This is a genomic window from Polaromonas sp. YR568, from assembly GCF_900116715.1.
Classification (GTDB): domain Bacteria; phylum Pseudomonadota; class Gammaproteobacteria; order Burkholderiales; family Burkholderiaceae_C; genus Polaromonas.
Genome location: NZ_FPBM01000003.1, coordinates 1 through 24,875 on the forward strand (window position 1 = coordinate 1; position 24,875 = coordinate 24,875).

24 protein-coding genes are annotated in these 24,875 nt (G+C 61.0%); 8 read left to right on the forward strand and 16 right to left on the reverse strand.

What is annotated here, in order from left to right; all coding sequences use genetic code 11:
• Positions 1–501, reverse strand: a 501-nt coding sequence (locus BM408_RS07485) for a SpvB/TcaC N-terminal domain-containing protein (RefSeq protein WP_305790674.1), incomplete at its 3' end; no start/stop codon positions are given.
• Positions 502–534: 33 nt separating this feature from the next.
• Positions 535–3,396 (reverse strand): FG-GAP-like repeat-containing protein, encoded by a 2,862-nt coding sequence (locus BM408_RS07490; protein WP_175541719.1) that lies wholly within the window; start codon positions 3,394–3,396, stop codon positions 535–537.
• Positions 3,397–3,952: 556 nt separating this feature from the next.
• Here BM408_RS07490 and BM408_RS07495 point away from each other — a divergent pair.
• Positions 3,953–4,999 carry a S1C family serine protease gene (locus BM408_RS07495; RefSeq protein WP_092128583.1) on the forward strand — a complete coding sequence of 349 codons (1,047 nt, stop codon included), beginning with the start codon at positions 3,953–3,955 and terminating at the stop codon, positions 4,997–4,999.
• A gap of 103 nt (positions 5,000–5,102) precedes the next feature.
• On the opposite strand, the gene BM408_RS07500 is transcribed toward BM408_RS07495, so the two are convergent.
• Positions 5,103–6,026, reverse strand: a complete 924-nt coding sequence (locus BM408_RS07500; RefSeq protein ID WP_092128586.1) for an NAD-dependent epimerase/dehydratase family protein — start codon at positions 6,024–6,026, stop codon at positions 5,103–5,105.
• Positions 6,027–6,087: 61 nt separating this feature from the next.
• Between BM408_RS07500 and BM408_RS07505 the strand changes: the two genes are divergently transcribed.
• Together BM408_RS07505 and BM408_RS07510 are read left to right on the forward strand one after the other, a co-directional pair.
• Positions 6,088–7,128, forward strand: coding sequence for a CDP-6-deoxy-delta-3,4-glucoseen reductase (locus BM408_RS07505; RefSeq protein ID WP_092128588.1), 1,041 nt, complete (start codon positions 6,088–6,090; stop codon positions 7,126–7,128).
• 89 nt (positions 7,129–7,217) lie between these two features.
• Positions 7,218–8,213 (forward strand): Bug family tripartite tricarboxylate transporter substrate binding protein, encoded by a 996-nt coding sequence (locus tag BM408_RS07510; protein ID WP_092128590.1) that lies wholly within the window; start codon positions 7,218–7,220, stop codon positions 8,211–8,213.
• Positions 8,214–8,285: 72 nt separating this feature from the next.
• Here BM408_RS07510 and BM408_RS07515 read toward each other — a convergent pair whose 3' ends face one another.
• The 6 genes from BM408_RS07515 to BM408_RS07540 all read right to left on the reverse strand — a co-directional run bounded on the left by BM408_RS07515 (position 8,286) and on the right by BM408_RS07540 (position 13,074).
• Complete coding sequence (locus BM408_RS07515) at positions 8,286–8,813, reverse strand: GNAT family N-acetyltransferase (protein ID WP_217649421.1); 528 nt, start codon at positions 8,811–8,813, stop codon at positions 8,286–8,288.
• Between the two features lie 51 nt (positions 8,814–8,864).
• Positions 8,865–9,278 carry a DUF2845 domain-containing protein gene (locus tag BM408_RS07520; protein ID WP_092128592.1) on the reverse strand — a complete coding sequence of 138 codons (414 nt, stop codon included), beginning with the start codon at positions 9,276–9,278 and terminating at the stop codon, positions 8,865–8,867.
• A 200-nt stretch (positions 9,279–9,478) separates the two neighbouring features.
• Positions 9,479–10,198 (reverse strand): ABC transporter ATP-binding protein, encoded by a 720-nt coding sequence (locus BM408_RS07525; RefSeq protein ID WP_092128594.1) that lies wholly within the window; start codon positions 10,196–10,198, stop codon positions 9,479–9,481.
• Between the two features lie 14 nt (positions 10,199–10,212).
• Complete coding sequence (locus tag BM408_RS07530; protein WP_092128596.1) at positions 10,213–10,980, reverse strand: ABC transporter ATP-binding protein; 768 nt, start codon at positions 10,978–10,980, stop codon at positions 10,213–10,215.
• A gap of 11 nt (positions 10,981–10,991) precedes the next feature.
• On the reverse strand, positions 10,992–12,110 hold the full coding sequence (locus BM408_RS07535; protein WP_092128598.1) for an ABC transporter permease subunit: 1,119 nt from the start codon (positions 12,108–12,110) through the stop codon (positions 10,992–10,994).
• 34 nt (positions 12,111–12,144) lie between these two features.
• Positions 12,145–13,074 carry a branched-chain amino acid ABC transporter permease gene (locus BM408_RS07540; protein ID WP_092128601.1) on the reverse strand — a complete coding sequence of 310 codons (930 nt, stop codon included), beginning with the start codon at positions 13,072–13,074 and terminating at the stop codon, positions 12,145–12,147.
• A 369-nt stretch (positions 13,075–13,443) separates the two neighbouring features.
• On the opposite strand from BM408_RS07540, the gene BM408_RS07545 reads away from it, so the two are divergent.
• On the forward strand, positions 13,444–14,337 hold the full coding sequence (locus BM408_RS07545; RefSeq protein WP_092128603.1) for a LysR family transcriptional regulator: 894 nt from the start codon (positions 13,444–13,446) through the stop codon (positions 14,335–14,337).
• A gap of 15 nt (positions 14,338–14,352) precedes the next feature.
• Here the strand turns inward: BM408_RS07545 and BM408_RS07550 are convergent, their stop codons facing one another.
• From BM408_RS07550 to BM408_RS07560, 3 genes are all read right to left on the reverse strand, one after another.
• A complete protein-coding gene (locus BM408_RS07550) occupies positions 14,353–15,351 on the reverse strand; it encodes an asparaginase (protein WP_092128605.1) in 999 nt (332 codons plus the stop codon).
• 183 nt (positions 15,352–15,534) lie between these two features.
• Entirely contained in the window at positions 15,535–16,674 is a 1,140-nt protein-coding gene (locus BM408_RS07555) for a branched-chain amino acid ABC transporter substrate-binding protein (RefSeq protein ID WP_092128608.1), read from the reverse strand.
• Between the two features lie 173 nt (positions 16,675–16,847).
• Positions 16,848–18,161 (reverse strand): replication-associated recombination protein A, encoded by a 1,314-nt coding sequence (locus BM408_RS07560; RefSeq protein WP_092128610.1) that lies wholly within the window; start codon positions 18,159–18,161, stop codon positions 16,848–16,850.
• Positions 18,162–18,314: 153 nt separating this feature from the next.
• Here BM408_RS07560 and BM408_RS07565 point away from each other — a divergent pair, with 153 nt between their 5' ends.
• Positions 18,315–18,695 (forward strand): nuclear transport factor 2 family protein, encoded by a 381-nt coding sequence (locus tag BM408_RS07565; protein ID WP_092128613.1) that lies wholly within the window; start codon positions 18,315–18,317, stop codon positions 18,693–18,695.
• A 17-nt stretch (positions 18,696–18,712) separates the two neighbouring features.
• Here BM408_RS07565 and lolA read toward each other — a convergent pair whose 3' ends face one another.
• The 3 genes from lolA to BM408_RS07580 all read right to left on the reverse strand — a co-directional run bounded on the left by lolA (position 18,713) and on the right by BM408_RS07580 (position 22,506).
• Entirely contained in the window at positions 18,713–19,357 is a 645-nt protein-coding gene (gene lolA, locus BM408_RS07570; protein ID WP_092128615.1) for an outer membrane lipoprotein periplasmic chaperone LolA, read from the reverse strand.
• A 5-nt stretch (positions 19,358–19,362) separates the two neighbouring features.
• Positions 19,363–21,714 (reverse strand): DNA translocase FtsK, encoded by a 2,352-nt coding sequence (locus tag BM408_RS07575; protein WP_092128617.1) that lies wholly within the window; start codon positions 21,712–21,714, stop codon positions 19,363–19,365.
• Positions 21,715–21,828: 114 nt separating this feature from the next.
• On the reverse strand, positions 21,829–22,506 hold the full coding sequence (locus BM408_RS07580) for a Crp/Fnr family transcriptional regulator (RefSeq protein WP_092128619.1): 678 nt from the start codon (positions 22,504–22,506) through the stop codon (positions 21,829–21,831).
• A 183-nt stretch (positions 22,507–22,689) separates the two neighbouring features.
• On the opposite strand from BM408_RS07580, the gene trxB reads away from it, so the two are divergent.
• The 3 genes from trxB to rpmG all read left to right on the forward strand — a co-directional run bounded on the left by trxB (position 22,690) and on the right by rpmG (position 24,210).
• The gene (gene trxB, locus BM408_RS07585) at positions 22,690–23,634 is read left to right on the forward strand and encodes a thioredoxin-disulfide reductase (RefSeq protein ID WP_092128621.1); all 945 of its coding nucleotides are present in this window, start codon (positions 22,690–22,692) and stop codon (positions 23,632–23,634) included.
• A 163-nt stretch (positions 23,635–23,797) separates the two neighbouring features.
• The gene (gene rpmB / locus BM408_RS07590) at positions 23,798–24,031 is read left to right on the forward strand and encodes a 50S ribosomal protein L28 (protein WP_092128623.1); all 234 of its coding nucleotides are present in this window, start codon (positions 23,798–23,800) and stop codon (positions 24,029–24,031) included.
• A gap of 11 nt (positions 24,032–24,042) precedes the next feature.
• Positions 24,043–24,210 carry a 50S ribosomal protein L33 gene (rpmG, locus tag BM408_RS07595; protein WP_007863188.1) on the forward strand — a complete coding sequence of 56 codons (168 nt, stop codon included), beginning with the start codon at positions 24,043–24,045 and terminating at the stop codon, positions 24,208–24,210.
• 134 nt (positions 24,211–24,344) lie between these two features.
• Here rpmG and BM408_RS07600 read toward each other — a convergent pair whose 3' ends face one another.
• Entirely contained in the window at positions 24,345–24,608 is a 264-nt protein-coding gene (locus BM408_RS07600; RefSeq protein WP_139237316.1) for a hypothetical protein, read from the reverse strand.
• Positions 24,609–24,875 lie beyond the last annotated feature (267 nt).

The window sequence follows — 24,875 nt, forward strand, 5'->3', positions numbered from 1 at the left end:
CAGGCCGGCTTTGGTCTGCACCGTGAAGGAAGCCACGCCATTGCCCGCTGTTCCCGTTGCGATGATGCGGCTGAAGCTGTCCAGCTCGGTTTTGTATTCACTACCCGTGGCACCGTACGTGCCGCTGACCAGGATCAAGCGCTGGCCGTCCAGGCAGTAGCGGTCATTCATGTTGTAGTTAACGCTTCCCCTCACACCGTCTTGCGCCAGGGTGCGGGGGCAACGGCTAATGGCGGACAAACCGCTCAGGTTCCAACCCACGCCCAGCAGGCCGTTGCCGCCCTGGCTGTTATAGGCCAGCTCCAGCTTGGGCTCCATGCCGGCCACACCGGGCGGCACCTGGATGGGAATGCGGTAAGTAGCCGCACCTGATTCGTTGACCGAGAACTGCCCAGGCGTGACACCCGCGACCGTGGTCTGCGCCACCGCAGGAAAGGCCGCTACGGCGCCCAGCGCGCACAGCGCCGCACCCAGTATTGCTTTACGATATTTTCCTTGCATCTCTTGCTTTCTTATCGGTGTCTGTTCTGATCGCTACGGCGCAACGCTGGTAACGGTAGCCTTCTTGAGCCGCCCGAGCACCCAGCTGCCGCTGCCGGTGTTGGCCGGCCAGTATTCGTTGACGGTCGTCTTGCCTGCGCTGGCGCTGTTAGTTACGCTGATTTGTGTCGGGTCGCCGTACTGCGGGCTCTGGCCGTATTGGTATGCATTGGTGACCGTGGGATAGGCGCTTCCGCCCAGGTCCCAGCTTTCTTCGACGCTTTGGCTCGGGTAGGCGAAGGTCGTGCCTGTGGCTGAACCCGTGCCCTGGGCGTAGGTGTTGGTCGTGCGTTTAAGCACCCCAGCATTGCCCGAGCCGGCCAGCCGGGTTTCACTCCTGGCAACGCTTCCCGTCAATGGCCAGTTCTGGTTGAACTCGGTGTAGCTCTCAATGTTGTTGGTTAGGTTTTTTGACTTCATCCATCGGAAGCCCAGCATCCCCCGGCCTGTGCCCTGCTCCGCCTTCAAGCCGCCGTAGTTGTATTGCGTGGTCACCGTTCCGCCTATGCCGTTGCTGCTCGCCACCGTGTTCACCACGTATTGCGGGAATATCAGGTCAATTTTTGGAAACACCGCAGCTGCGGGCGTCGAATCCTTGGTGTAGACCGCCGCCTTGGTGAGCGGCGAATAGGTGACGGTGGTTCTCTTGCCAGCTTGGTCGATAGTCAGTAACTGGTCGTACGTCGATGTTTGCGTGTTTGTCCAAAAATAAGCGTAAACACCATCTGGGCCGACATAAGTCGCAGTGATATCGGGAATGCCATCGGCATTGATATCCACGAATTCACTTTTGTAGTTCCCCACAGTTCCCCAATTGCCATAGCCATTGAGCGCGGCGGTCCAGGGCAGAAAGGTACCGTCACCTTTGCCCATCCACGTATAGGCAAACGCACCTGAAGGACCAAGGTTCACGGCGGTCAGGTCGGCAATGCCGTCACCGTTCACATCAGCGAGCTGCGCCTGGTAATTGCCAATTGAACCCCAGTTTCCATCAACTGTGGCCGCAGTCACTATGGGCAGAAAGCTCCCATCCCCTTTTCCTATCCAGGTATAGGCCCAAACGCCCACGGGACCAATTTGTACAGCCGTCAAGTCTGGAATGCCGTCCCCATTGACGTCGATAAACTGACTTCGGTAGCTGCCAACGGCCCCCCAATTCCCGGAAATCGTCACTGCACTGTTTGTCGCGAGGAATGTGCCGTCTCCCTTGCCCAGCCATGTATACGCATAGACACCGTCGGGTCCGATCAGCACCGCGGTCAAGTCAGGAATCCCATCGCCGTCTATATCGAGGATCTGCTTTTGGTAGTTTCCGACCGTCCCCCAGTTGCCAGACACCGCCACGGAGCTGGTCATCGGCAAAAACGTACCATCGCCCTTGCCAAGCCAGGTGTAGCCATATACCCCAGCAGGGCCAATATAGACGGCCGTCAAATCGGCAATACCGTCGCCGTTCATGTCAACGATCTCCGACTTGTAGTCACCTATCGAACCCCAGTTACCGGAGACGGAGACAGCATCGACTTTTGGGAAAAACGTACCGTCCCCCTTGCCCAACCAGGCGTAAGCCCATACACCAACGGGGCCAACCTGAACAGCGGTGATATCAGGAATTCCGTCTCCATTGATATCGACAACCTGAGCCTGGTAGCTGCCAACCGTGCCCCAATTGTCAGGAATGGCAATGACATTTGTCATGGAGCCAAGCGTTCCGTCTCCTTGCCCCAGCCACGTGTAAGCCCAAACCCCGTCAGTCCCGATATGAATTGCAACCAGATCCGTAGTGCCGTCTCCATTGAGGTCCGCGCGATACTTCTGGTAGCTCCCCACTGCACCCCAATTTCCGGGCACGATCACACCGGTTTGCTGGCTTGAAAATATCCCAGGCGCCGCGGATGAGTCCGCCCACGTCAGCTGTATTGGCGCCAAGCAGCCAGAGACTGCCGAGCATTCAGTCAGCGAATTCACGTGGGATTTGCGAGTGGCGGCTCCGTACGCATACGCCAGCGTATAAGTCTTGACCAGACTGGCACCGGAATACGCCTTGATGGCAGTCATCCGGCGATCCAGCTGAATCTGGCTTCCTTGTATGTAGCTTTGGCTCTTATCAAGCCTTGCTGTGTCGTATTCAAAAACCACTGAGGAGTTCGCTGGCGCCGCAGCGGCGGCATTGCCGCCATAGTTAATGGTGGTGAGTGCGTGAATGCTGCTGTCTGCGCTCTCGTAGTAGCTGAACGTCATGAAGTTGGTTTTGACGTCGGTGATCTTGTTAAGCGCCCAGATGCGTACACTGGTTTTGCCTTGCGCCTCCACCCGTGAGTCGGCGGTGTTTCCATATTCCATGGTCAGGCCGGCTTTGGTCTGCACCGTGAAAGAGGCGACTCCGCTGCCGGCGGTCCCTGACGCAACGATCTTGCTGAAGCTGTCCAGCTCGGTTCTGTATTCGCTGCCTGCAACACCGTAAGTGCCACTGACCAGAATCAAGCGCTGGCCATCCATGCAGTACCGGTCGTTCATGTCGAACTTGACGCCGCCTCTCACACCGTCCTGCGCCATGGTTCTGGGGCATCGGCTAATGACACTGATCCCGCTCAAACTCCAGCCGATGCCGAGCAAGCCGTTGCCGCCCTGGCTGTTGTAGGCCAGCTCCAGCTTGGGCTCCATGCCGGCAACACCGGGCGGCACCTGAATGGGAATGCGGTGGGTGGCTGCGCCAGATTCGTTGACCGAGAACTGTCCGGGCGTGCTGCCCGCGACTGTGGTGGTCTGGGCCGCGGCAATGCCGGCCATCCAGCTGGCGAACAGCCACGCCGTTGCAGCCGCGATTCGAGCACAACCCCTCCCCGTGTACTTCATTGATGCTCCCTCTGCTACTTTATGTAGCATCCCATTGACCTGAACCGAACTCTTGCCTTGTTTTTTTGCTTGTCGATTATGCCGACTGACACTGACCGGGCGAGGCTTCCTGGCCTTCGAAATATTTTGTGGCGCGGAAATCACATGCGCCAAAGACCCTGCCCTGAAGGAGCTCTAGCGTTGAAATTACGAGTCAAGCTCACACAGGCGCGGTGCGACGGTTTCAACCCCGGCGTGAGCACCCGCCAACTTTGGGCAGCCCGGGGAAAAGGTAGTAAATATTTACAAATAATAAAAACAACACATTGGCGACCTGCTGCTTGCTTGGGATTTCCCTTCTCCTGTTCAGCGCCCGGTTAATCCGGGCCTTTAAGCCTGGCCGGGGCCTGTGGATGGGCGTGGTGGCGTTCGAACCTCAGCGGCTGGCAGCTCTTACTTTTTCTGCCTGATTTTTTTGACCCTGCTGCTTGCAACGCCATTTAATAAAGCGCATTCTTGATTTGCGGCTGATGGTTCTTGCTGTGTATGTGCTTTCCAGCCGCGTCTGGAGTCCGTCATGTCCACCTTGCGTCATTGGCTCTGCCTCCTCCTCTCAAGTTCGTTGCTGCTCGGCACGGCCGCGCACGCAGCCACCACCCAACCACCGGCGGCGCAGGCCATGATGGATGCGCTGACCAAAGCCACGACGGCGGTCGTCGGCGTCAAGATCACGGCCATGGAAGATGCGCGCTCGGCGGAGACGCTGGGGCTCAAACGTGTCGGCTCCGGCGTGCAGATCGCGCCGGACGGCCTGATCCTCACCATCGGCTACCTGATGCTGGAAGCCGAGCAGATCGAGGTCGTGACCCAGGACAACCGCACGCTGCCGGCCCGCGCTGTGGCCTACGACCTGGCCACGGGCTTCGGGCTGCTGCGGCCCCTGCTGCCGCTGCGCGGCGTAGGCGTGGCGCCGCTGGGCAGCAGCCGCGACCTGCAACCCGGCGACCCCTTGATGGCTGTGACCGGCCCGCAGGCCGATGACGACGGTGATGTGAGCATGACGCGGCTGATCAGCCGGCGCGCGTTCTCCGGCAGCTGGGAGTACCACATCGAGTCGGCGCTGTTTACCAGCCCGCCGGTGCTGGCCAGCGGCGGCAACCACAGCGGCGCGCCGCTCTTTAACCAGAAGGGCGAGCTGATGGGCATAGGCTCGCTTTTTGTGTCGGACGCAACGGGCGAGAACCGCCGCCTGCCGGGCAATATGTTTGTGCCGGTGGATTTGCTGCGCCCCATCCTCGCGGAGCTGCAGCGCACAGGCTATAGCGGGAAAAGCCGCCGGCCCTGGCTGGGCCTCACGTCAAACGACCAGGGCGGGCGCATCCAGATCATGCGCGTGAGCAAGGACAGCCCCGCCGAGCTGGCCGGGCTGGGCGCGGGCGATGTGGTGCTGGCGGTGGACGACGCCAAAGTCGCCACGCTGGAGGCCTTCTACAAAAAGCTCTGGGACCGGGCCGCACCCGATGCCGAAATACGCCTGACGGTGCTGCAGGGCGCCGATATCAAGACCATTGTGCTCAAGCCCCAGGATCGCATGCTGACGCTGAAAAAACCGCCGGGTATCTGAAATTCTGGGCGCAAGGCCCGAAATTTATAGACGGAAAGTAGCCGAAATCCGCTTGGGACGGGCGCAATCAGCTCCTTTTTTAATAGCGCCCCTGTTCAAGCTATCAAAGCGCCAAACCCTCGGCCACAGTCGGGTAGCGCAGTTGCACACGCAGTTCACGCTTCAGGCGCGTGTTGTCCAGCCGCCGCGATTCGCTCATAAAGCTCAGCAGCGTCGACGGCAGCTCTTCCTGCGCACTGCCGCGTGCCAGGCGCGGCGGCCGCGGCAGGCCATACAGGTCGGCCGCCAGGTCGAAGTAATCGCCCATCTTCATCTGCGTGTCGTCGCTGGCGTTGCTGGTGCGCTGGGGCTTGCCGCGCCACAGCGCCGCCAGGCAGACGCGGGCGAGGTCGTCGGCGTGGATGTGGTTGGTATAGACGTCGTCCTCGGCGCGCAGCACGGGCGTGCCTTTGAGCAGCCGCCCGCGCGGCGTGCCGCCTTCGCGGTCTGGTGCGTAGATGCCGGGAATGCGCAGGATGTGCACATGCGTGCCGGTGGCGCGGCCGAAGAGGCGCAGGTGCGCTTCGGCGTGCACGCGGCGCTGGGCGCGCGGCGTGTGGGGCTTGAGCGGGCGTGTCTCACTGACCCATTCACCGGCGCAGTCACCATACACCCCGCTGGTGGAGCCGTACGCCAGCGACCGCGGCAGGCTGCGCAGGCGCAGGGCGCGCAGCAATGCCAGGGTACGCGGGTCGGTGCGCCCCTCGGGCTTGTCGGTGAGCGGTGGCGCCAGGTGCACCACCCGGGTGGCCAACCCCGCCAGGCGGCGCAGGCTGGCGCCGTCGTCCAGGTTGCCCTGCAGCGGCGTGATGTGAACGGCCCGCAGGTCGGGCACGCGCGCCACCGACGAGGTCAGGGCCATGAGCCGGGCATTGCGTGGCAGCTGCCGGGCCACACGCAGGCCCACATCGCCGCAGCCAACGATCAAAATCCGCTCCCGGCGGAAGCGAAAAGGCAGTGCGCCTAGGGGATTCAGGTTTGAGGGCAAAATTGGGGGTTGCCGGGCAAACCCGGCCGAGTCGAGAACAGATACCGCAAGGATACCGAATATGAGTTTTAACGTGACCGTGCAGCCCAGCGGCCGGACTTTCATTGCCCAGGTGGACGAAGCCCTGCTGGCAGCCGCCATCCGCCAGGGCATAGGCCTGCCCTACGGCTGCAAAGACGGTGCCTGCGGCTCCTGCAAATCGAAAAAGCTCGAAGGCACCGTGATTCACGGCACGCACCAGGTCAAAGCCCTGTCGCCTGAAGAAGAAGCCGCCGGTTTCATCCTCACCTGCTGCGCCACGGCGCAAACCGACGTCGTGATCGAGTCGCGCCACGTGACCGACGAAAGCGCCTTCCCCATCAAGAAAATGCCGGTGCGCATCAACAGCCTGGCCAAGGCCTCGCACGACGTGATGGTGGTGCGCCTGCAGCTGCCGGCCAGCGATGTCTTCAAGTACCACGCAGGCCAGTATGTGGAGTTTTTGCTGCGTGACGGCGACCGCCGGGCCTATTCCATGGGCAACGCGCCGCACACCCAGGCCGACAACCCGGGCGTGGAGCTGCACATCCGCCACATGCCAGGCGGCAAGTTCACCGAACATGTGTTCGGCCCGATGAAGGAAAAAGAGATTTTGCGTATTGAAGGCCCCTTCGGCAGCTTCTACCTGCGTGAAGACAGCGACAAACCCATGGTGCTGCTGGCCTCGGGCACGGGCTTTGCGCCCATCAAGGCGCTGATCGAACACCTGCAGTTCAAGGGCATCACGCGCCCGGCCGTGCTGTACTGGGGCGGCCGCCGGCCCGCCGATTTGTACATGGACGAATGGGTCAAGGCCAAGACGGCGGAAATGCCCAGCCTGCGCTATGTGCCCGTCATTTCAAACGCCCTGCCCGAAGACAACTGGACGGGCCGCACCGGCTTTGTCCACCAGGCGGTGCTGGAAGATTTTTCCGACCTGTCGGGCCACCAGGTCTATGCCTGCGGCGCGCCGATTGTGGTGGATTCGGCGAAGGTCGCGTACGCGGCGGCCGGGCTCCCTGAAGACGAGTTTTATGCCGACTCCTTTGTGACCGAGAAGGAAAAGGCCCAGGCTACGGCCTGAGCCGGCATGTTGATCCAGAGCCGCAGCCGCGTGCTGCGGTAATGGATTGCCTTAGGGGCAAAAGCCGCGATTCTTGCAACAATTGGGGCATGAACACCCGTACCGCCCCCTCCCTCCTGGCGAAAAATCTGGCAAAAACGCTTGCCGTCGCCGCACTCGCCCTCTCCTCCAGCCTGGCGCTGGCCCAGCCCAAGGTCATGCGCATCATCGTGCCCTATGCGGCCGGCGGCCCCATCGATGTGACCGCACGCCTGCTGGCCGAACGGGTGAAAGACTCGCTGGGCACCGTCATCATTGAAAACAAGCCCGGCGGCGGCGGCAACATCGGCGTGGACGCCATCGCCAAAGCGCCGCCCGACGGCCTGACCATCGGCATCTCGGCGGTGGCCACCCACGCCATCAACCCCTGGCTTTACAGCAAGATGCCGTACAACGCGGCCACCGACTTCGCGCCCATCACGCAGATGGTGCGTGTGCCCAATGTGCTGGTGATCAACGCCGACACCGCGCGGCGGCTGAACATCAACACGCTGGCCGACCTCATCAGCTATGCAAAAGCCAACCCGGCCAAGCTCAACTACGCCAGCGGCGGCAACGGCAGCGCCGGCCATCTGGCGGGTGAGATGTTCAAGGCGCAGGCCGGCATTTTTGCGCTGCACATTCCCTACAACGGCGGCAACCCGGCGCAGCTGGCGCTGCTCAGTGGCCAGGTCGATTTCAACTTCGACAACCTCGCCACGGCTTCGGCCAACATCAAGGCGGGCAAGCTCAAGGCCCTGGCGGTAACCACCGCCAAACGCAGCGCCCTGCTGCCCGATGTGCCGGCTGTGGCCGAAACCCTCAAGGGTTTTGAGATCGACACCTGGTGGGGACTGGTCGCACCCGCCCATACGCCCAAGGACGTGATCACCAAACTCAACCAGGCTTTTGTGGCCGCGCTGAATTCACCCGAAGCCAAAACCCGCTTCACCACGCTGATGGCCGAACCCGTGAGCAACACGCCTGAACAGTTCGGCGCTTTTATGAAAAGCGAGCTGACGAGGTATGAGAAGGTGGTGAAAGCGTCCGGCGCACGGGTGGACTGACGAAAGGGGGCCGGTTTGGCCTTACAAGCGATTTGAGGCCGCAGCCAGAAAATGGTTCAAGCCACCGTCACCTCAGTCCCCCAGCGCCTGCACCATGTAGACACCCACACCCGGGTAGCTGGCCAGATGCGCCTGCTGCTGTGCATCATCCAGCGCCTGCGCGCCGTAACCCAGACGGCGCCAGAACGCCTGGGACTCCTGCACCGACACCAGCGCGGAACAAGCCAGGCCTTCACGCCGGGCAAGCGCCAATGCCTGCCTGACCAAAGCGGGCCCCAGGCCCTGGCCGGCCGCATGGGCCGCAACGGCCAGGTCGTGCAAATAAAGGCAATTGGGTTGGGGCGGCGGGTCAAAATGCGCGCCCAGCGGCGTGACCTTGCCCAGCACTGAACGGTAAGCCACCAGGTAAGCGCCCAAAAGGCCCCCAGGCCCTTCAGCCACCCAGGAGGTGTCGGCACACTCGCGCAGGCGGGCAGCCAGCGTGGCGTCGTCTTCCAGGTAATGCGGATGGTAGGAAGAAGCCTGTATCGCCGCGACACCGGCCAGGTCCTGGGGGCGCATCAGGCGCAGCTTGAACGGGTCTTCAGGCAAAGAAGCCATCCCTCAAATAGAAACGGCCCCAGCGGGCCGCAGCTGCCGGGGCATAAGGCATCAAGGGGTGGTGCTGGTGACGCGATCCCCGTAGCGGATACGGGTCAGCGAACCGCCTTCAAACTGCAGCATGGTCATGAACTGGCCGTAACCGGGGTTGTAAGTCCATTCCTCCACCTGCTGGCAGGTGTTGACGGTAACGTTGGTGGTGGCGCTGGCGGTGTTGCCGGTCGTGGTCGCGGGCACAGCCGGCGTGATCATCGGGGTCGTCGTCGATGCCGTGGCCTGCGTGGGTTTGCAGAACGAGTCCTTCAGAACGGGCTCGCCGCACTTTTGCAGGATGGTGCCTTTGGAGTTGCCGATCTGCGCCAGGTCGCCCTTGCAGCGCAGCGACTGGGCCGAGGCGCCGGTCAAAAAGGACGAAGCCAGAAAAGCAAGGATCACGGCGGCGGTACGGACAAGTGTGGTGCTCATAGGAGATTTCCCTTTGCTGGGGGGTATGGACAAGGAGGCGCGAGCTGCGCATCTCTTGGTTTGGACTTTATGCGCAAAAAAATGGCGCGGCAAGGCTTTTATGCCTCCGCGCCTTGCCGCAAAAGTTACGGTTGCAATGTGCCGGATACGGAGGGCGGCCGCGGCGATCCGCGCCCTGCCCGCACGCCCGTTCGTTAGCCTTATTCGCCCAGGTAGGCGGCCCGCACGCGCGGGTCGTTGAGCAGCTCTTTCGCGTCGCCGTTCATGGTGACGTTGCCCGACTCCATGACATAACCGCGGTTGGCAATGCCCAGCGCGCGGCTGGCGTTCTGCTCGACCAACAGCACCGTCACGCCGCGGGCGGACACGTCTTTCACGACCTCGAAGATCTTGTCGACCATGATGGGCGACAGGCCCATGGAGGGCTCGTCCAGCAGCAGCACCTTGGGCCGGCTCATCAGCGCGCGGCCCATGGCCAGCATCTGCTGCTCGCCGCCCGACATGGTGCCGGCCAGCTGGTCCTTGCGCTCGCGCAGGCGCGGAAACAGCACGAACATCTTTTCGATGTCTTCGGCAACCCCGGCCTTGTCGCTGCGGATGTAAGCGCCCATCTGCAGGTTTTCGGTGATGGTCATGCGGGTGAAGACACCGCGGCCTTCCGGCACCATGGCCAGGCCTTCCTTGACCAGGTCCCAGGCGCCGCGGCCCTTGATGCTCCTGCCCAGGTATTCAATATCGCCGCCCAGCATCGGCAAGGTGCCGGTGATGGCTTTCATGGTGGTGGTCTTGCCGGCGCCGTTGGAGCCGATGAGCGTGACCAGTTCGCCGTCGTTGACTTCGAAGTCAACGCCCTTGACCGCCTGGATGCCGCCGTAGGCGACCTTCAGGCCGGTCACCTTCAGGAGTGTGTTTGCTGCCATGTTCTTGCTTTCCTTCAATGACCCGTGCCCAGATAGGCCGTGATCACTTTTTCGTCTTTTTGTACATCCGCGGGCGCGCCTTCGGCGATCTGCTTGCCGTAGTCGAGCACGGTCACGCGGTCGCACAGGCCCATGACCAGCTTCACGTCATGCTCGATCAGCAAGATGGTGCGGTTGTCCTTGCGGATGCGATCGATCAACTCGCGCAGCTGCACTTTTTCCGTCGCGTTCATGCCGGCTGCCGGCTCGTCGAGGGCGATCAGTTGCGGGTCGGTGGCCAGGGCGCGGGCAATTTCCAGGCGGCGCTGGTCGCCGTAGCTCAGCGTGCGCGCCTTGAAGTCGGCGTACTTGCCGATACCCACATAGTCGAGCAGCTCTTGCGAGCGCTTGGCGATGGCGGCTTCTTCCTGCTTGAAGCCGGGTGTGCGCAGCACGGCGCCGATCAAACCAGAGGCCGTGCGGATATGCCGCCCGACCATCACGTTCTCCAGCGCCGTCATGTCGGCGAAGAGGCGGATGTTCTGGAAGGTGCGGGCAATGCCGGCCTTGGCCACTTCGTGCACGGCCGTGGGTTTGTAAGCTTTGCCGGCCAGCTCAAAGGTGCCGCTGTCAGGTGTGTACAAGCCCGTCAGCACATTGAAGAAGGTGGTTTTGCCGGCGCCGTTGGGGCCGATCAGGCCATAGACCTGGCCGCGCTCGATGTGGATGCCGACATCGCTCAGGGCCTGCAGACCGCCGAAGCGTTTGGAGACACCGGAGACTTTAAGAATGGTTTCGCTCATATCCATTCTCCTTAAGGATTGATTGACTGAATGGGGTCTTTACCGGCGACCTTGTTCAGCGATTTGCCGTGCTCCGCAGAGGGCCAGAGGCCGCGCGGACGCATCAGCATGATGACGATCATGGCCAGCGCGATCAGCAGCTGGCGCAGGATGGCGGAGTCGAGGCGGCCGTCTGTCATGGCCTGCAGCGGACCGGCCACATGGCGCAGCACCTCGGGCAAGGCCGCGAGCAGCAAGGCGCCCAGGATGACGCCGGGCAAGTGCCCGATGCCGCCCAGCACCACCATGGCGACGATCATGACCGACTCCATCAGGCTGAAGGATTCCGGCGAGACGAAACCCTGGAAGGCGGCGAACATCGAGCCGGACACGCCGCCGAAGGTGGCGCCCATGCCGAAGGCCAGCAGCTTCAGGTTGCGGGTGTTGATGCCCATGGCCTTGGCGGCGATTTCGTCTTCGCGGATGGCCATCCAGGCGCGGCCGATACGGGAGTTCTCAAGGCGGTGGCAGACGACGACCGAGACGATCACCAGCACCAGGAAGAGGTAGTAGTACATCGACACCGAGTTGACCTCGAAGCCGAAAAACTCATGCGGCTTGCCCAGATCGAAGCCGAAAAACTTCATCGAGTCGATCTGGTTGATGCCTTTGGGGCCGTTGGTCAGGTTGATCGGGCGGTCCAGGTTGTTCAGGAACACGCGGATGATTTCACCAAAGCCCAGCGTGACGATGGCGAGGTAGTCACCGCGCAGCTTGAGGGTGGGCGCGCCCAGCACCACGCCGAAAAAGCCGGCGAGCGCCGCGGCCAGCGGGATGATGGCCCAGATCGGCAAATGCAGCCCGTTCGGGAATTGCGCCGCGATCCAGGGGAAGGCATCGGCCAGATGGGGCGAGCCCAGCAGCGCAAACAGGTAGGCGCCGACGGCGAAGAAGGCGACGTAGCCCAGGTCCAGCAGGCCGGCGTAGCCGACCACGATGTTCAGGCCCAGGGCCAGCAGCACATACAGCAGCGCCATGTCGACGATGCGCACCCAGGCGTTGCCGCCTTGCTGAAGAATCAGGGGCAGCACCAGCAGCGCTGCCGCGACGATCAGGAAGGTGATGAGTTTTTTCGATTTGTCGGAAGTCATGAGGGTTCTCCTTGTGTACCGGATGGATGCGGCGTCACGCCCGGTCCGCTACACGCTCACCCAGCAAGCCCGAAGGCCGCAGCGTGAGTACAAAAATCAGCACGATGAAAGCAAAGATGTCGGAGTACTGGCTGCCCAGCACGCCACCCGTCAGCGGGCCGATATAGCCGGCGCCGATGGACTCGATCAGGCCCAGCAGGATGCCGCCGAGTACCGCGCCGCCCAGGTTGCCGATGCCGCCGAACACGGCTGCCGTGAAAGCCTTGAGGCCCGGCAAAAAGCCCATGGTGTGCTGAACCGTGCCGTAGTTGGAGGCATACATGACGCCGGCCAGCGCGGCCAGCACAGCGCCGATGATGAAGGTGGCGGAGATGACGGTGTCGGGCCGCACACCCATGAGCGCCGCGACGCGGGGGTTTTCAGCGGTGGCCCGCATGGCGCGGCCCAGCTTGGTGTAATGCACCAGCCACATGAGGACGGAAAGGGAGACGACCGTGGCGCCCAGGATGAAGAGCTGGGTCACGGTGATGACCGCGCCGCCGACCTGGAAAGGCTCGCTTGGCAGCAAGGTGGGATAGGGTTTGTAGTTGGGCTTCCAGATGATCATGGCCAGTGTCTGCAGCAGCAGCGACATGCCGATGGCGGTGATCAGCGGGGCCAGTTTGGGGGAGTTTCGCAGCGGCCGGTAGGCGATTTTTTCAATCGCGAAATTGAGGGCGCCGCAAACGACAAAGGCAATCAGCAGGGATATCAGCAAAATGATCCAGCCCGGCGTGCCCGGCATGGAGTCCTGCATCAGGCCGATGATGGTCCAGCTGGTTAAAGCCCCGACCATCAGCACTTCACCGTGCGCGAAATTGATCAGGTTGATGATGCCGTACACCATCGTGTAGCCCAGGGCGATCAGGGCATACATGCTGCCCAGAACCAGACCGTTGATGATCTGCTGTAGCAATACTTCCATAACTCACTCTCCCGTGTAAATTAATTGCCAACCCTGCCTGGCGGCCGCTTGCTGCCGGGATCACCGGCGGCTGACGCGAGTTAACAAAAAGCCCGCCTATCAAAGCCGGATGGCTGGTGAAGATGGCGAGCTAATCCGCAAATTGTAGCCATCGGCCTTAAGCGAGAATCGGGCCAAGTGGGTGGTTTTCGCGGGGTTTACCCTTAACATTCTTCGAAACATAGAACTTTAATTTTTCATTAGCTTTCCTTATACTGCTTTTAACTTGAAAATTTCATCTAATGCGATCCACAAGCCCGCTGCACCCTGCCGCCACACCTTGCCGGCCCGCTTTGGCGCCGGGCCGTTGATTCGTTTTTAGATTGCAATATGCGGTTTCATAAATACGAGGCCATCAACGCGGTATTTCTTTGCGGCACCGTCACAGGCGCTGCAAAAATGCTCAATCTTTCGCAGCCGGCGGTCTCCCGCCTTATTTCGAGCGCGGAAAACGAGCTCGGCTTTCTCCTGTTTCATCGCCAGCAGGGGCGAATGGCGCCCACTGACGAAGCCCAGCAGCTGCGCCCGGCGATCCTGAGAATCATGGAATCCATGAGCCACGCGTCTTCGCTGGCGGCAGGACTGCGCAACGGCGGCGCCAGGCAGTTAAGGATCGCAGCCGTCCCTTCGCTGGCCACAGCCGTCCTGCCCAAAGCCGTCAAATCGTTCATTGAGCAATATCCCAAATGCAAACTGACGCTGGAGACCTATCACTACGACTCGCTCGTTGATGCGCTGCTGGCGGGGCATGTCGACATCGGCTTCGTTTACGAACCGGTGGCGCATGCGGCGCTCGACACCACAGACCTGCTGCAGGCCTTTTTTTGTTCGGTATCGACATCAGGCTATTTCTCGAAAAGCAAAAAAACCGTCTCCATCCGGGACCTGGCCTCCTGCAACATCATTGGATTGAGCAAGGATGATTTGGTTGCATCGCTGATCGCCCAGACGGACGGGATGGCGGACATTGCGCTCACCCGCAACGTCTCGGTCGAAACCAGCGTGGTTGCCATGCACCTGGCCGCACAGGGGATGGGCGTCGCGCTGGTTGACTCCCTGACAGGCGCATTGGGGAAGGCGCACGGGGCGCAGGTTTTGCCCTTTACGCCGGAAGTGCCCATACGGGTGGCCGTGATGCGCCTTGTCACGCATCAGGCCGGGCTGCACGAAAAGAAATTTATTGAGCACTTCGCAGCCCAGGCCCGCCTGATTCACGCTGGTTGACATGGCGCATCCTGCTCAGTAGGTGTCGAAGTAACGCTGCAGCTCGCCGGCGTCCTGCGTCAAAGTCAGTGCCAGGCACAGCAGCACGCGGGCTTTTTGCGGACTGAGGGTGTCGGCGCCTATGCTGCCAAAAGCATCATCGTTCACGGCGCCGTTGCGCGACACCAGCCCGCTTCCGGTACGGGAACTCCTGACGACAGCGACGCCGCGAAGCATCGCTTCACGATAGGCCGCCTGGTGAATGCTGGAGATCGATCCGTTTCCGGTGCCCGCGTGCACCAGGCCGCGCGCACCATTGCCCAGGAATGCCCGGATGCTTTCGCAGCCCGCACCTGCGTAGGCGTAAACAATCTCGACCTTGGGCAGGCTCTGAAGGCCCGACACGTCAAAAGGCGAATTCAGCGTGTGGTGCCTCGACGGCGTCCGGTGAAGTTTGACCTCGCCGTTTTGCATGTAACCGACGCAGCCAAATTCCGGGCTTGAAAGACTGTCGATCGACGAGGTATGGGATTTGGTCACTTCGCGGGCGGAGAAAATCCGCTCATTGGCAACGACCATCACGCCGAATCCCCGCACCAGCGGGCTTGCTGCCAGCTGCACTGCCCGCAAAAGATTGAGCGGTCCATCGGCGCTGATGGCGGTTGCGGGCCGCATGGCGCCCACCACCACAACCGGCTTGGCCGTCTTGAGCACCAGGTGCAGAAAATAAGCCGTCTCTTCCAGCGTATCGGTTCCCTGGGTCAGCACAAACCCATCCGGCTCTTCGGTCTTGTCGAGCCGCGCAATCGCGTCCGCCAGGCGAAGCCATGTATCGGTAGAAAAGTTTTCGCTGCCCAGCTGGCTGATCTGAACGGCCCGCAACTCGACGTTTGCGGGCAAATGAGGGCTCAGCGGTACCAGGGTGTCAGCGGCGGAAAGCTGTGAATCCTGATAGCTGAGCACATCCGACGCAGAGCTGGCTTCGCCCGCGATGGTGCCTCCAGTGCCCAGAACGGCAATTTTTATTTTTCGCATCAATGTTTCAACAATTGCGTTAAAGATGGCGCAGCCGCTGCCTCGGCAAAGTACGCCCTGGGCTCTGGAACACCACTGCGGGTGTCGCCACCTGCCCTCCGGCCGGCTGCCCGGCGGGGGGGCGGGGGGGCGGGAAGCAGCGTGGCGGTTTTCGCGAAGCGCCGCCGCTTGCCATCACTTCAATCACTTCATCGTGACAAGCGTGGTTTTGACACCTGACGGGTAGGTAGACAAGGTGACCGCGGCCTTCTTGCGCTGGCCCGTTCCGTCAAACTCGATCAGGCCGGTGATGCCTTCATACTTTGTCTTGCCGAGATAAGCCAGGTATTTGGCGGGCTCCGCCGAGCCGGCGGCCTGCATGGCATGGGCCAATATCATGACGTTGTCATAGGCATAGGGCGCATACACCACGACGTCGCTTTTGTAAGCGGCCTTGTAGCGCTGGGCAAAACCAGGGCCGCCCTTCATGTCCATCAAGGCCTCACCGCCGTCGCCGCAAATCACGTTCTTACCGACGGCCTGTGCACCCAGCTTCGGCAAATCACCTGTGCAAACGCCGTCGCCCCCCATGAACGGAAGTTGGCCAATGCCCAGCTGGACCATCTGCCGGAGCATGGCGCCGGCTTGCGCGTCAAGGCCGCCAAAAAAAACCGCCTGCGCCTTTTTACCCTTGATGGTCGTCAGGATGGGAGAGAAATCAGTTGCCTTGTCGTTGGTAAATTCCCGCGCGACAACAGTGCCTCCCAACGATTTAAAGGTTTTTTCAAACTCGTCGGCCAGGCCCTGGCCATACGCCGTGCGGTCATCAATCAGCGCGACATTGCGAAGCTTGAGCTTGGTGGCCGCATAAACGGCCAACGCGCTGCCGATCATTCCATCGTGGGCGATGGTGCGGAACGTGGTTTTGTAGCCCAGTTGGGTGAGCTTGGGGTTGGAGGCTGCCGGCGTGATGTGCGGAAGGCCTGCTTCGCTGTAAATCCGGGCGGCAGGAATGGTGGTGCCGCTGTTGTTATGCCCCACGACCCCATTGACATTGCTGTCGACGAGTTTTTGCGCAACGGCTGTCCCCTGCTTCGGGTCGGCCTGGTCGTCCTCCGAGATCAGCTCGAACCTGACCGCCTTGCCGCCAATCTTGAACTGGCTGGCATTGAGGTCTTCAATGGCAAGCTGCGCGCCGCGCTCGTTGTCTTTGCCATAGTGCGCCGCCGGGCCGGACAGCGGGCCGGCGATGCCGATTTTGACTTTGTCCTGCGCCAGAGCCGAGGTTGCCGAAACAACTGCCAGCACGGAAAGAACGCTTTTTACGCAATAACTTGACGACATACCCAGCTCCTGATGAATTGATGAGCCGCCAGTATCAAACGGGGGTTGCGCCTTGAGGCATGCGTAGACGAGGCATGCCATGCAGAAAGCGTATGCGCTGTTTCAGGGCTTGCCGGCCCAGGCCTGATGCATCACGCGCGGCAGCGATCCACAAATCACCGGCCGCACGGGGCTTATTTTTCCGCGTCGTTTTTTATGCGCAGCTTCTCGAGCTTTTCGGCAATTTTTATTTCCAGGCCCCGATTAACCGGGCGATAAAAACCGGGAGCCGCCATGCCTTCAGGAAAATAATTTTCACCCGCGGCAAAGCCGTCTTCCTCATCGTGCGCATAGCGGTAGTTTTTGCCGTAATCAAGCTGCTTCATGAGCTTTGTTGGTGCATTGCGCAAATGCAGGGGCACCGGGCGGGTGCCGTCTTTGGCGATAAAGGCCTTGGCTTCGTTGAAGGCCTTGTAGACCGCGTTGGACTTGGGCGCCACCGCCAGGTAGATCACACACTGGGCCAGCGCCAGCTCACCCTCCGGGGAGCCGAGGCGTTCATAGACCTCGGCCGCGTCCAGCGCCATGCGCAGCGCCCGCGGGTCGGCCAGGCCGATATCTTCGCTGGCCATGCGCACCAGCCGGCGCGCCATGTAGCGCGGCTCGGCGCCGCCGTCGAGCATGCGCATGAACCAGTAGAGCGCCGCGTCGGGGTCTGAGCCCCGAACCGACTTGTGCAGCGCGGAGATGGTGTCGTAAAACTGTTCGCCGCCCTTGTCGTAGCGGCGCAGGCGTTCGCCCAGCACCTTGAGCAGCCAGGCGTCGGTGACCTCGGTGACCTTCTCGGCCTTGGCCGCCACGCTGAGCGACTCCAACGTGTTCAGGAGGCGCCTGGCGTCGCCGTCGGCATAGGCCACCAGCCGGTCGATCGCTTCGGCTGCTATGTTTTCGATAGCCGGTAGCGCCCGTTCGGCAAGGACTTTGGCCACAATTTGCTTCAAGTCCGCCTCGCCGAGCGACTGCAGCACGTAGACCACGGCGCGCGAGAGCAAGGCCGAGTTCACCTCGAACGAGGGGTTTTCCGTGGTCGCGCCGATAAACGTGAAGAGGCCGCTTTCGACATGCGGCAAAAAGGCGTCCTGCTGGCTCTTGTTAAAGCGGTGCACCTCGTCGACAAAAACAATGGTGCGCCGCCCGCTTTGGGCCTGCCAGATGCTGGCCTGTTCCACCGCCTCGCGGATGTCCTTGACGCCGCCCAGCACGGCGGAGATGGTGATGAAGTGCGCGTCAAAACTGCTGGCCATGAGCCGCGCGATGGTGGTCTTGCCCACACCGGGCGGGCCCCAGAGGATGCAGCTGTGCGGCTGGCCGGATTCAAAGGCGATGCGCAGCGGCATGCCCTCGCCTAGCAGGTGCTGCTGACCGATGACCTCGCCCAGGTTTTGCGGACGCAGGCGTTCGGCCAGAGGCTGGTGGGAAGAAGTCGAGGAGGAAGTCGAAGTGGCCATAGATTCTTGTGCCGCCCCAGTTTATCGGACGGCGCCGAGCGCCGGGCCCAGGGGCATTTGGCATAGACGGCCCAGCAGGGTTTCTGCCGGTCGTGTACAACGCCAAAGATCGGACTGCCGACTGTCCCCAGCCCCACTTCCACAGGAATGCCCATGCCAAGCCCCGAAACACTGGAACGGTTTATTGCACGCGTTGAAGAAAACGCGCATGCCGAAGCCATCGAAGAGTTCTACGCCGAGAACGCGTCCATGCAGGAAAACCAGTCGGCGCCACGCGTGGGACGCAGCAACCTCGTCAAGGGCGAGCAGAAAGTGATGGAAAGGGCCAAGTCGCTGACCTCGACCTGCGTGCGCCCTGCCCTGCTCCAAGGAGACCACGTGGTAATCCGCTGGATCTTCCGCTTTGAATGGCAAGACGGCAGCCGCACCGTTATGGAAGAGCTCGCCTGGCAGCGCTGGGAGGGTGAACGCATTGCCGAGGAGACCTTTTTCTACGACCCGGCGCAGCGGGTGCCCAAGCCGCCTGCGGCTTAGAGTCTGTCCGGGCCTGCTTACTGCCGGATCACGTCCGCGCCTTTGGGCGGCGTGAAACGGAAGGTGTCTGCAGGCAAGTTAGGGTTTACTTCGACCTTGCTGAAGGTCAGCACCGAGCGCTGGCCAAAGCTGTCGATGATCTCAAGGGCAGCAAGGCCAGAGGATTTTTCGCCTGGGCGAAAGCCCACGCGCACGGCTTGCAGCTGGCCGTCTTTGCTTTTGGGCGTGGCAACTACCCATTGAAGGCCACCGGCATCCGGTGCGTCAGCCAGCGTGAAATCGGCCTGCAGGGCGCGCAAATCGGGCGCGGCGGCGATCAGGGCTGCAGGCGTGGAGCCCAGCACGCTGGATTGTTTGCGCGAGGTGACCTGGTTCAGGTCGGTGTCGTAAAGCCACAGGGTTTGGCCGTCAGCCACGATGCTTTGTTCAAACGGTTTTTTGTAGATAAAGCGAAAACGGTTGGGCCGGGAAAACTCGAAAGTACCGGTGGAGGTTTTGCTGCGTGCAGCCTGCCCGTCTTTGGCCGGCGCAGTGACAACCTGGCTGAACTCGGCGCGGCCGCTGTTGACGGTCTTGACGAAAGTCTCCAGGCTTTCCAGGCCACCAGCCCATACGGGATGGGCGCAGGCAGCTATCAAAACAGTAGCAATGTATTTTTTCATGATCGTCACTCCGCCCGTGAGGGCACCAGGATTTCGCGCTGGCCGCTGCCGCTCATGGCGCTGACCAGCCCGGCTTTTTCCATATCTTCGACCAGCCGCGCCGCGCGGTTGTAGCCGATCTTGAGATGACGCTGCACCAGTGAAATGCTGGCCTTGCGGTTTTTCAGCACGACCTCCACGGCCTGGTCGTACATCGGGTCTTTTTCACCCCCGCCGCCGCCACTACCGTCACCCAGCAGGTCGCCGTCTTCGCCATCGACCGTGCCGCCTTCCAGCACGCCTTCGATGTAATTCGGTTCGCCCTGCTCTTTGAGGTAGGCCACCACACGGTGCACTTCGTCATCGCTCACAAACGCACCATGCACCCGGATTGGAAAGCCTGTACCACTCGGCATGTAAAGCATGTCACCCATTCCTAACAAAGCCTCGGCGCCCATCTGGTCAAGAATGGTGCGGCTGTCGATCTTGCTGCTGACCTGGAAGGACAGGCGGGTGGGGATATTGGCCTTGATCAGGCCGGTGATCACGTCCACGCTGGGGCGCTGGGTGGCCAGCACCAGGTGGATGCCGGCGGCACGGGCCTTTTGCGCCAGGCGGGCGATGAGTTCTTCGATCTTCTTGCCGACCACCATCATCAGGTCGGCCAGCTCGTCGATCACCACCACGATGTAGGGCAGGCGCTCCAGCGGCTCGGGCTGCTCGGGCGTGAGGCTGAAGGGGTTGTAGATGAATTCGCCCTTGGCCTTGGCTTCGTCCATCTTGGCGTTGTAGCCGGCCAGGTTGCGCACGCCCAGCTTGCTCATGAGCTTGTAGCGCTTTTCCATTTCGGCCACGCACCAGTTCAGGCCGTGGGCGGCCTGGCGCATGTCGGTGACCACCGGGGCAAGCAGGTGCGGAATGCCTTCGTAGACACTCATTTCCAGCATCTTGGGGTCGATCAACAGCAGGCGGACGTCGCGCGCATCGGCCTTGTAGAGCAGGCTCAAAATCATGGCATTGATACCGACCGACTTGCCCGAGCCGGTGGTGCCGGCCACCAGGCAGTGCGGCATCTTGGCCAGGTCGGCCACTACGGCGTTGCCGCCAATGTCTTTGCCCAGGCCGATGGTGAGCAGCGACTTGGCTTCGTTGTAAACCTGCGAGCCCAGGATTTCGCTGAGCTTGATCGACTGCCGCTTGGCGTTGGGCAGCTCCAGCGCCATGTAGTTCTTGCCGGGAATGGTTTCAATCACGCGGATGGAGACCAGGCTGAGGGCGCGGGCCAGGTCCTTGGCCAGGTTGACCACCTGCGAGCCTTTGACGCCCGTGGCAGGCTCGATCTCATAGCGGGTGATGACGGGGCCCGGTGCGGCAGCCACCACACGCACCTCGACGCCGAAATCTTTCAGCTTTTTCTCGATCAGGCGCGAGGTCATTTCCAGCGTCTCGGGGGCCACGGTCTCCTGGCGCGTCAGCGCGCCGTCCAGCAGATCAACCTGCGGCAGCTTGGAGTCGGGCATTTCGCTGAAGAGCGGTTTCTGGCGTTCCTTGGCGACACGTTCGCTTTTGGGGATGTCGACCAGGGTAGGTTCGATCAGCACCGGCACCGGGTGGTGCTCTTCGATCTCGATGCGTTCGTCGATCAGGGTTTCTTCACGCTCGCGCGCGGCCAGCTTGCCGAAGGCGAGGTCTTCCGCGATCTCGCGTTTTTCTCGGCGGGAATCAATCAGGTTGTCAATCCAGGCGCCTACGCGCAAGGCCACATGCGCCCATGAAAAGGCAAACACGGCCGAGACCGCAATCACACCGAGCGCGATGAACACGAGGCCCGAGCCGGCAAAACCCAGCCATCTCTCGCCCAGTGCACCGACCAGATAGCCCAGCGCACCGCCGGCATGGCCGGGCAACTTGAATTCAAATCGGTAAAGCCGGGACCACTCCAGCGCCGCGCTTGCCGCCAGAAGCAGCAGCAGGCTCAACCAGAAACGGATGCGACCCGAAGATCGGGTTTCACCATCTGCGGCAAGCGGTTCACCGCGCAACCAGCGCGCCAGCGACGACAGCCAGACTTGCGCGCCAGCGGCAAGCGCCCACCAGACAGAAAAACCAAGCAGGAAATAACTGCCGTCCGCCAGCCAGGCGCCAATGCGCCCGCCCCAGTTGCGAGTCGCGGCCTGAACGGCGCCTGCCGCCTCGGCGGTGCCGGAGGTCGACCACGCCGCATCCTGCGGGGAATAGCTCAACAGGGCAGCCAGCCAGAAAATCAGGCCGAGCAGGCCCAGAATCAGGCTGACTTCATGGGCAAAGCGTTTGATGCCGCCGGGCGCACCCGTGGCAGGGGAATTTCGGGAGTTCAGGGTGTCGAGTGAGTAAGTCATGGCCCGGCATCAAGCTTACCGTAGTTGGCTGGGGGCTTGAAGGGCGCCACGGGCGCCAAAAACGGATGGCGGGCGGTGTGTTGTTAAGGTCGCTGCGTTTTTTGAACCCGGGTTTTAACCCAGGGTATGCAGACGCTCCTTGACCAGAACCGAACCGTCGTCGCGGGTTTCGATGAAGCCGCGCTCTTCCAGGTCTTTCATCACCCGGCTGACCATCTCGCGCGAAGCGCCGACCATCTTGGCCAGATCCTGGCGGGACACCTTGTCGCGGATCACCGCGGCGCCGGTGCCGTCTTCACTGGCAAATTCCAGCAATGCCCTGGCCACGCGGCCGTACACGTCCATCAGGGCCAGCGATTCAATCTGGCGGTCTGCGTGGCGCAGGCGCTGCACCAGGCCCTTGAGCACGGCATAGGCCATGGAGCTGTTCTCGGGCAGGCAGCGCGCAAATTCAAGGCGGCCCAGGATCAGGGCATCGGTCTGGATCTCGGCGCGCACCGTGGCCGAATGGGGCTCGTTGTCGATCAGGCTCATCTCGCCCACATAGTCGCCCGGGTGCATGGTGGCCAGGATGACTTCACGGCCACGGGAATCGGTGGTGATGACGCGGGCGCGGCCCGTCAGGATGATGGACAGGGCATTGGACTTTTTGCCTTGCTCGACGATGGGCTCGCCGCGCTTGAAACGGCGTTTGACCACCGTATCGGCCACCGAGGCGGCCTGCGAGGCCGTCAGTACGGAAAAAAGAGGCACCCGGCGAATCAATTCCAGGTTGGACACCATCGTTGTCATATCAGATATCTCCCAACCTCACTGCCGACAGTAAGTCGCGTGAGTTCTTACAATGGCACGTAATTTATAAAACCAAATGCCGCAATACGCCGCAAAAGCACTGGCGAGCCGTTTTACCTTACGCTGCGCTTATGCGGCATGACTCTACATGAGTTCTTACACTTTCCCAATCAGTTTTTCAACATGAAACATTCCAGAGTTCTTATCCTCGGCTCAGGGCCTGCTGGCTATACCGCCGCAGTGTATGCAGCGCGCGCCAATCTCAACCCGGTGCTGATCACCGGCATAGCGCAAGGTGGTCAGCTCATGACCACCACGGAGGTCGACAACTGGCCTGCCGATGTCCATGGTGTGCAGGGGCCGGAGCTGATGCAGCGTTTCCTGGAGCATGCCGAACGCTTCAAGACCGAGATTATTTTTGACCACATCAACAAAGTCGATTTCAGCAAACGGCCTTTCACCCTCACGGGAGACAGCGGCACTTATACCTGCGACACACTGGTGATTGCAACCGGTGCTTCCGCGAAGTACCTGGGCCTTGAGTCGGAGACCGCATTCATGGGCCGCGGTGTTTCAGGCTGCGCCACCTGCGACGGTTTCTTCTACCGCGAACAGGAAGTGTGTGTTGTGGGCGGCGGCAACACCGCCGTGGAAGAAGCGCTGTACCTGTCCAACATCGCCAGCAAGGTCACGCTGGTACACCGCCGCGACAAGTTCAAGGCCGAAGCCATCCTGATCGACAAGCTGCACGAGAAGGTAAAAGCGGGCAAGATCGAACTCAAACTGCACCACACCCTGGACCAAGTGCTGGGGGACGCATCCGGCGTGACCGGCGTGCGGCTCAAAAGCACGCAAAGCGACGCCACGCAGGACCTGACGCTGAAGGGTTGCTTCATCGCCATCGGCCACCAGCCCAACACCGACATCTTTGCCGGCCAGCTGGAGATGAAAGACGGCTACATCATCACCAAAACCGGCTTGCAGGGCTTTGCCACCATGACCAGCGTGCCGGGCGTGTTCGCCGCCGGTGACGTGCAGGATCATGTCTACCGCCAGGCCATTACCAGTGCCGGAACAGGCTGCATGGCAGCGCTTGACGCCCAGCGTTTTCTCGAACAAGCGCAGTAAGCCAAAAATCCCTTATAATTCAAGGCTTTGCTAAATTTGCCCAAAAGGGCCGGTTTAGCAGTCTCGGGTTACCGCCACCCTATTCTGGCGAGGTGAGGCAGGAATGACGAAAGCACGAAAGTGCTGCACGACATGACTGCTGTTGAAAATACTGGAGTGCAATATGGCACGCGTATGTGAAGTCACGGGCAAAGGCCCAATGGTGGGAAACAATGTTTCCCACGCCAACAACAAAACCAAACGCCGGTTCCTCGTGAACCTGCAATACCGCCGCTTCTGGGTCGAGACCGAAAACCGCTGGGTTCGCCTGCGCGTTTCGAGCGCTGCACTGCGCCTGATCGACAAGAAGGGCATTGATACTGTGCTCGCAGACCTGCGCGCACGCGGCCAAGCTTAAGGAGCACCATCATGGCAAAAGGCGCACGCGAAAAAATCAAGCTGGAATCCACCGCCGGCACCGGTCACTTCTACACGACCACCAAGAACAAGAAGACCACGCCCGACAAGATGCTGATCATGAAGTTTGATCCCAAGGCACGCAAGCACGTGGAATACAAAGAAATCAAGCTGAAATAAATAGCGACCGACTCGGTCAGTACATTCAAATAAAGGACACTTCGGTGTCCTTTATTTTTTGGGGCTGAGAAAGCAGAACGCCCACTCAACAAGCTGACTACTGCACGGCTTGTTTGAATCCTGTTCGCACCGTTTTATTCCACGTCATATTGCACCACTTCGAGCGAGTTGGGCGCAGCCACTGCGGGGGCCTTCACTTCAACCCGATAAATCTTGTTGTCGGTTGCATTGGCAATGGCGGGAATGTTTTGGTTCGCGCAAGTAAACGTGATCGTAGTCAAGGGAACTTCGATGACGGCTTCACGTTCGGGAACGGCTTGGTTTTGTATCGGATTGTTGGCGGTCCGAACGGTAATGTTGTACGCACCCATACCAGGGTCTTTTTGTGCATAACGCATGTTAATTCTCCTAAAGATAGTTAAAAAAATGCACCGATCTCGCCTATCTTTTTGTCAAGAAAGGTGGGGGAAAGTGCATCCGCAGTATGGGCAAGGGGGCCAGGTGTTGCGATTACAGGCGATTACGTTCGATATTTGCATCAACTTGAGGCGCTCAATCACGGAGTCCGTACTTTGCGCCGAACAATAAAAAACCGCTCTCGGATTGCTCCGGAGCGGTGTTTTGAAGAGGCATCGGCCCGAGATCAGGCCGGCATGTAGCGCGCT